The organism is Vibrio sp. E150_018, from assembly GCF_053544035.1.
On record NZ_JBHGNY010000003.1, the window covers coordinates 359408 to 367401 of the forward strand.

General features: G+C 41.1%; 6 protein-coding genes and 1 pseudogene. 2 read left to right on the forward strand and 5 right to left on the reverse strand.

The annotated features are described in order from the left end of the window. Window positions 1–87: 87 nt before the first annotated feature. Window positions 88–4059 carry an ATP-dependent RNA helicase HrpA gene (gene hrpA / locus ACE3G9_RS06410; protein ID WP_449218715.1) on the reverse strand — a complete coding sequence of 1324 codons (3972 nt, stop codon included), beginning with the start codon at window positions 4057–4059 and terminating at the stop codon, window positions 88–90. Window positions 4060–4195: 136 nt separating this feature from the next. Further along, a complete protein-coding gene (locus ACE3G9_RS06415) occupies window positions 4196–4888 on the reverse strand; it encodes a sulfite exporter TauE/SafE family protein (protein ID WP_449218730.1) in 693 nt (230 codons plus the stop codon). A gap of 168 nt (window positions 4889–5056) precedes the next feature. On the opposite strand from ACE3G9_RS06415, the gene ACE3G9_RS06420 reads away from it, so the two are divergent. Further along, a complete protein-coding gene (locus ACE3G9_RS06420; protein WP_449218716.1) occupies window positions 5057–5497 on the forward strand; it encodes a tellurite resistance TerB family protein in 441 nt (146 codons plus the stop codon). A gap of 108 nt (window positions 5498–5605) precedes the next feature. After that, window positions 5606–5712 (forward strand): annotated as a pseudogene (locus tag ACE3G9_RS06425) (IS110 family transposase); the annotation flags it as partial. A 22-nt stretch (window positions 5713–5734) separates the two neighbouring features. Here the strand turns inward: ACE3G9_RS06425 and ACE3G9_RS06430 are convergent. The 3 genes from ACE3G9_RS06430 to ACE3G9_RS06440 form a co-directional block, all read right to left on the reverse strand. Then, complete coding sequence (locus ACE3G9_RS06430) at window positions 5735–6118, reverse strand: hypothetical protein (protein WP_449218717.1); 384 nt, start codon at window positions 6116–6118, stop codon at window positions 5735–5737. A gap of 5 nt (window positions 6119–6123) precedes the next feature. Beyond that, on the reverse strand, window positions 6124–7014 hold the full coding sequence (locus ACE3G9_RS06435; protein ID WP_449218718.1) for a hypothetical protein: 891 nt from the start codon (window positions 7012–7014) through the stop codon (window positions 6124–6126). Window positions 7015–7181: 167 nt separating this feature from the next. Then, window positions 7182–7859, reverse strand: a complete 678-nt coding sequence (locus ACE3G9_RS06440; RefSeq protein ID WP_449218719.1) for a hypothetical protein — start codon at window positions 7857–7859, stop codon at window positions 7182–7184. Between the last annotated feature and the right edge of the window lie 135 nt (window positions 7860–7994).

The window sequence follows — 7994 nt, forward strand, 5'->3', positions numbered from 1 at the left end:
CAAGAAAAAATCTCATTTTAGTGACCATTTCAATCATTTACTTACAAAACACTTAGAAATTATAAGCTTTTTCTTACTCACTTTTCTTTAACATGCATCAATAGCATTCTTAACTCGCTTATCTGAAACCGGATATGGCGTGCCTAATTGCTGAGCAAAGTAGCTCACACGTAGCTCTTCGATCATCCAGCGTATCTCCTTGACGGAGTCAGGGATTTCTACCCCTTTAGGAATTTTGTTCAGCAGTTCTTTATAATCCTTAGTCACCGACTCTACCTTCAATATGTGTAAGCGGTCTTTATTTGGATCAATTGGCAATTTTTCCATTCGACGTTCAATCGCTTTCAAATAACGCAAAATATCAGGTAGACGCTTCCAACCACATTCGGTGGCAAAGCCTTTAAAAATCAAACCTTCTACTTGCGCTTTAATATCTGATAACGCAAACGCCATGCTTAAATCAACTTTACCTTTAAGCTTTTTATTAATGCTAAAGGCGGTAGTTAAGATCGTTTCTACCTGTTGTGCGATATCGACAACCGTATCGCCCAACTCAGCACGAACATGCTCTTTTAATGCTTCAAACTGTTCAGGTTGCCATACTAGGCCGCCCTTTTGCTCAATCAATTTATCAACGCCACAAGCAATACAGTCATCAATTAAATCGAGCACTTTGCCATAAGGATTAAAGTACAAGCCCAATTTTGATTTATTAGGTAGGTTGCTGTGCAAATATTTAATCGGTGACGGCACATTAAGCAACACTAGGCGACGTTGACCTGCGCGCATCGCCTGTTGCTGCTCTTGCTCAGTTTCAAATAGTTTAATTTCAACGCTATCTTTCGCATCGACTAAAGCAGGAAAAGCTTTAACCTCAAAGCCACCACGTTTTTGTTGGTAAACCGTTGGTAGTTCACCAAAGCTCCATGTATGCAGGCCTTGCTGCTCGATATCATCGTCAGCCACTTTCGATAAGGTTTCTTGAACTTTATCTTTCAAACTTTCTTTAAGCTCGTATAAATCGTAATGCTCTTTTAGCTTACGTTTACGGTGATCGACCGCGCGGAATGTCACTTTAAGGTGATCGGGAATTTGTTCGAGTTGCCAATCTTCCCGCTTCACTTCCACCCCTGTCATGCGGCGTAGTTCTTTTTCTAACGCATCTAGAATAGGCATTTCCATTGGGGTAACACGAGATAGAAACGCATCCGCATAGTTTGGCGCTGGCACAAAGTTACGGCGTAACCCTTTAGGGAGTGATTTGATCAAACTTACCACTAATTCATGACGTAAACCCGGTATTTGCCAATCAAAGCCATCTGGGCTCACTTGATTCAAAATTGGCAAAGGAATATGTACCGTTACCCCATCATTGTCTTGTCCAGGTTCAAACTGATAACTCAGCTTTAACTTCAAACCATTTTGATGCCAAAAGTTTGGGTAGTCCAAGTCGGTCACATGGCTGGCATCACCTTGGAACAACATCTCTTTTTCAAAATCGAGTAGTTCAGGGGCATCGATGCTGGCCTTTTTCCACCACGAATCAAAATGACGTCCTGAGACTACGTCAGTACTGACACGCTGATCGTAGAAATTAAACAACTCATCATCATCGACCAAAATGTCACGACGACGCGATTTATGCTCAAGCTCTTCAACTTCTCGTAATAACTTACGGTTTTGATGGAAGAATTTATGTTTGGTTTCCCAATCGCCTTCTACCAATGCACTACGAATAAAGATTTCACGGCTAATAACCGGATCAATCGGCCCATAATTCACATTACGCTTAGGTACAATCGGAATGCCATACAGCATCACTTTTTCAGAGGCGATAACGGCCGCTTGCTTTTTCGACCAATGAGGCTCGCTATAACTACGCTTAATTAAGTGCGGCGCAAGAGGCTCAACCCATTCAGGCTGGATTTTAGCAATGATGCGTCCCCACAGCTTTGATGTTTCCACCAGCTCAGCCGACATGATCCATTTAGGCTGTTTTTTAAATAAGCCTGATGCAGGGAAGATATGAAAACGTGCATTACGCGCGCCTTGATATTCACTCTTTTCGGTATCTTTCACACCAATGTGCGACAGTAAACCAACGAGTAGCGCAGTATGAACTGATTGGTAACCGGCCGCTTCTGTGTTGAGCTTGGCGTCCATTTCACGCATCGCTTGATGCAGTTGAAAATACACATCTTGCCATTCACGGACCCGTAAATAGTTTAGGTAATCTTGTTTACATTGCTTACGGAATTGATTGCTTGATAAGGCTTTTTGTTGCTCTTTTATGTACTGCCATAAGTTTACAAACGTTAAGAAGTCCGATTCTTCATGGAAAAAACGTTTGTGCTTATCGTCTGAGCTCTGTTGTTTATCACTAGGACGTTCACGTGGGTCTTGAATCGACAACGCCGAGGCAATAATCATCACTTCTTGCAAACAGTTATATTTAACCGATTCAAGAACCATACGCGCTAAGCGAGGGTCAATCGGTAAACGAGCTAATTTGCGCCCTATTGCGGTTAACCGTTTTTTAGGATCGTTGGCATTCGGATTAATCGCACCCAGTTCTTCTAGCAGACGCACACCATCTTGAATATTACGCTTATCTGGCGCTTCAACAAATGGGAAGGCTTCAATATCACCTAGCCCTAAAGCCGTCATTTGTAAAATAACCGAGGCTAAGTTAGTACGCAGGATCTCAGGGTCAGTAAATTCTGGACGAGAGTTAAAATCCTCTTCCGAATACAGTCGAATACAAATACCTTCGCTGACACGGCCACAACGCCCTTTACGCTGATTGGCGCTAGCTTGAGAGATCGGCTCAATAGGCAAACGCTGCACTTTCGTACGGTAGCTATAACGACTAATACGCGCGGTCCCCGGATCAATCACATATTTGATTCCCGGAACCGTTAACGAGGTTTCCGCTACGTTGGTTGCCAACACAATTCGGCGCCCCGTATGCGATTGGAAAATTCGGTTTTGCTCGGCAGATGATAATCGCGCATACAAAGGCACGATTTCGGTATCTCTCATACTTCTGTGACTAAGAGCACGTTTGGAAAGCGCATCCGCAGTATCACGAATTTCACGTTCACCATTCATGAAAATGAGAATGTCACCTAAACCGGGTTCATCACATAATTCATCGACCGCTTGGAAAATACCTTCTAGTTGGTCAAGATCTTGGTCGGCATCATCTGGATTTAGCGGACGATAACGCACATCAACCGGATAAGTTCGACCCGACACTTCAATAATTGGCGCTTTATCAAAATGGTTAGAGAAACGTTCAGGGTCAATGGTTGCTGAGGTAATAATAATTTTAAGGTCTGGGCGCTTTGGTAGTAACTCTTTCAAGTAACCCATGATGAAATCGATATTCAAGCTACGTTCGTGCGCTTCATCGATAATGATGGTGTCGTATTGATTTAAAAAGCGATCGTGCTGAATTTCTGCCAGCAAGATACCGTCAGTCATCAGCTTGATTTGGGTGTTGTCTGAAATCTGATCGTTAAAACGAACCTTATAACCGACATACTCACCCATGGGGGTTTGCATTTCTTCCGCAATACGGCTGGCAACAGAACGCGCTGCTAAACGACGTGGCTGAGTGTGACCAATCAAACCGGCACGACCACGGCCTAGTTCACTACAGATCTTCGGGATTTGCGTTGTTTTACCTGACCCCGTTTCACCAGCAATGATCACCACTTGGTTATTGACAATCGCTTCTGCAATATCATCACGCTTTTGACTAACTGGTAAGTTTTCAGGATATTCAATATGCGGTTTATGTAGGCTACGGTTTTGCACCACCATCATCGACTTGGCAATATCCATGGCGATTTCATCAAACACCGCGGCTTTCGCTTCTGGTTTCTTAATTTTACTGGCGCCATGAATTCGCTTACTTAAACGAAAACGATCACGGATCATGCAGTCTTTTAATGCGGCACGTAGGCTGCCAGCAGTATTGCCCTGCGCGCCATTCTCTTGAGTGGAAGAACGAGAATCAGCGGAAGAATGGGCGTTATCATGAGGGTTGGTCAAAACGATTCCTATTGAAACGATTAGAGAGCGCAGATGAAGATTGTTCTGCACTCATAAAATATAGAATTATCAAAATTGTAACACAGGGCGAAATGAGATCTAAACTGTCGCCCTAATTAATCTTTATAGCCTAAGACTACAACTGCAAGCCACGCACAATCGCGGTCGTGGCACTGGCTAGACACAACACTAGGGTAAAAATGCGAATCCACTCTTTCGAGACATACTTCACCACCATTTGCGCTGCAACATAACCAAGCCACCCCATTGGCAACAACGGAATCGTCATAACCACGTGCTGCCAAGTCAAATAACCAATAAAGTATTGAACGACTAGGGATATCATTGAGCTGAAGACAAAGAACGCCGCTAGGTTACCGCGTAACGAAGATGCGTCTTGATGTTGCAAAATCAACGCCATGGGTGGTCCACCAATACTTGAACTAGTGCCCATAAAACCGGAGAAAAAGCCTGCAACTGCCATTCTGTTTGGTGTCGGTTCAAAACGAATCGGAGTAAGGCTAATTAATACGGCTAATAACACCATTCCACCTAGCCACAAAGATAAAACAGAGCTAGACACGTACAGCAGTAGAACGCCCCCCGCAACAGAGCCAGGAATACGACCATAAATCGCCATTTTCAAGCCACCAATAGAAATGTTATTACGGTATTTATAGGCATTAAAAAATGAATTAAATAACGCCACTATCACTATCGGTGCAGGAACATATTGAGGAGAAATAAAGAACAACAATGGCGCTGCCACTACCGCGAGCCCAAAACCAATCGCGCTTTGTACAAATGAACCAAGGAAAATTATTCCCATCGCGAGTATCACAGCACTATTTATATCAAACATGACATTCCAAATTGGCAAATAAGGTGTAAGGAAAGCGGCATTATATCGCTAAATCATTTTGATTGATGAAGACTTTTCTTGATTTTTAATGTCAAAGTTTTAGGGTATCTTGACAACAAACGTATGAAGGTCATTATGATTCAATCTTTAAAAAGCTTCTTTAATCAAATCGTTGATGGAAACGTTCAAGAAAATCAATCAGTTGATACTAACCTAGCGATAGCGGCTTTACTTTGCCAGGTTTCGCAAGCCGATCATTCTGTTGATGAAAAAGAAGAAGCCGCCAAAATACAAATGCTCGGTAAGCTGCTTTCTTTAACCGAAGCGGATGCGAAAGCTTTATTACAAGAGGCCACTTTGCGTTCAGAAAACTCGGCATCTCTTTATGAATTTACCGACCAACTACGCGATTTAGATCATCAACAACGTTTTGAACTAATTCAATCCATGTGGCAAGTCGCTTATGCCGATAACGTTCTAGCTCCGATTGAAGAAGCCATTATTCGAAAAGTCGCCGAACTGTTATACGTCAACCACAGTGATTTCATTCGCGCTAAACTCTCTGTGGCTCCTTAATCTAGCAGTAGTCAGATCGTTTATTCCTACTCTGGTATCAGAAGCTATGCTTTCAATTAAGCAAGAGGCAGCAGCTTCTCTTATCGGTGTTGCGACGATAACCAAAGAAAACCCAAGAAAATCGCCATCATGCGTGTGTTCGAAAAATGGTTATCATATTAAATTCAATGCTAAGAGATGGCGTCATGTGGGATGAAAATATCGCTAAAAATTAATTATTGACGCCATACTCGTTTGTTAACTGCCGCCTTTTAATATACTAATTTTCATACTATCAATAAAAAATCGCCAAGATGCGTATAGGAATAACAATATTTGAAGCCCCGCTGCATAGTAGTTAGGGTCAGTATTCATAATGAAATAGACATATACAGACGGAATAATACCTAAAAAGAGTACTTTAATTATATATGTTGTTAATACATCACTGTCTATGCGACCTCGAACATTAACAAGGGCAGAAATCATTTCACCAAATTTCTGAGCAAACATAATAAAAGTAGCTACCGACCAATCAGTAGATAAAATAACATTTTCCCATTCACCGGTCTGCCCTTTAATAATACAGAGCATTATGAACGGGATTAAAATAAAAAAATAGGAATTCCAAAGAGCGCGCATACTGGCTACACCGACAGATTCATTGATGTTTGCTCACCATCAGGATCGGTATTTACTGTGACAGATGAGATGATTGCGTTTTTAATTATGCTCTTTTTTTCGACAATATATTTATCGTATGAAACGACAATTCGTAAAGTGTGTTTTGCCGTAACGACTGGAATTTTCCCAGTTTGGTAACGCTCTAACCAATCACATTTAGAGTCAAAGTGCGCACAATAAGTATCGTCAGTTAAAGTACTACGAACTTCCCATTGAGACCGACCAAAGTTGCATGGGCGAATAACCTTTACTTCATCAATCCCTCGATAAGGTTGCTTTTTAGTAAGCCCCATCTTAGATGCCCTCACTTTACTCCTAAAACTAGTATTTAAAGATACAACATTCCCTTTATTATGAACTTCAACGCTTTCACCTTCATATAGCAATTCATTACCATGAGTAATCAGTTCAAGTACCTCAGCTAACTTAACAGGATCTATGTATGGATGAACGTCTGAGGCAATGGATGTATTTGCACTAATTTCATCTTCCAACCTATGTGAGAGATCGTGGATTTGTTTGGGGCTATTTATTTCATTATTAGTTTTTAATACTGCATCAATTTCTTTAATCGCAGTCGAATGTATAGCTCCGTTAAAGGCATTACTAATACTGGAGCTCCATTCTTTAACAACTGAAACTATTGATGAATACTCAACTTTTTTAAATTTAAATGAATACTCAACACTTGGCTCAATAGAGTGTAGAACTAACTCATTAAACTTCTGAATTGCTTCCATATAGCAACCCATTGCGTTAAAAAGCTCATAAGGGTCTTGTCGCTCTTTTTGGTTTACGACTCGAATCCGAATATCGTTATCATTAATTTCTAATGCTGATTGTTGTGTATTCATTTTCATTTTTAACTTTCTAACCAAAGACTACCCGACGATACCACATCGCATCGATATACTGCATTATTTTAGATAAATCTGAGAGTTATGCTGACTTAGGCAGTTCACGCTCGCATTTGCGGCTTGTTTGAAGCGCAGCGGAAAACAAGTCCGCCAACATGCGCTTGTTATATTTTCCCACCCGCATACAGTGAAGCCCATACCGCAGCTCCCCCAAGAAGCAGTATAAGCAACCGCTCAAAAGCTCTTAAGAATTTTTGCTTATAAGTAGATTTGTATCTGAAATCGTTAAAAATAAGATACTGCCTGTATAAGTAGCCTCTTAGGCTTGACGCTGAATGCTGTGCCGTACAGCTGCAATATTTGAAGAATATTGCAAAATGTTTTCTTATGATCTGATCTGTAACTTGAGACGGACTTCGATATTTTCCGATTATTATTTCGCTTTCATCAAATTCTCCAGCATCCGACTGGTAGGGAGCTACAAAGACAAGAACTTCACCTGATGGACTTTGAGAATACCAAAGTTGAGCATTTCTTTCAGAGGCAATTTTTAAATTCTCAGAATCTGGGTTGACAACTCTTATCCCTAAAAGTCTATGGCCTGTAAATATATGTGTAGAATTAACATACTGAGAGGAAATAAGATTAGAACTTTTTAAAGGCTCATCGTCTTTTGCCCTACGGATATAAAGCCCCCCAAGAATTCCAATATAATCACCATCGGGCTTGTTCCTATCAAATTCAGCTTGAATTCGCTCATCCATAAAGCGCCAGTTGACGCGCCTAATCCAGGCATTTATGGAATCTTTTTTTATTTTCTCTGCCGCCATTTCTAATTTCATAGATAGCTCAAAAATATAGACATAATGACTCCCACGAAGGTGCTAGCCTCCAGTTTCGTGGGTTAGCGAAGCCAGAGCCATAATTAGTTTACTAAAGAACTAAATTAGGAGGCTAGCATGAATAACGATACCACT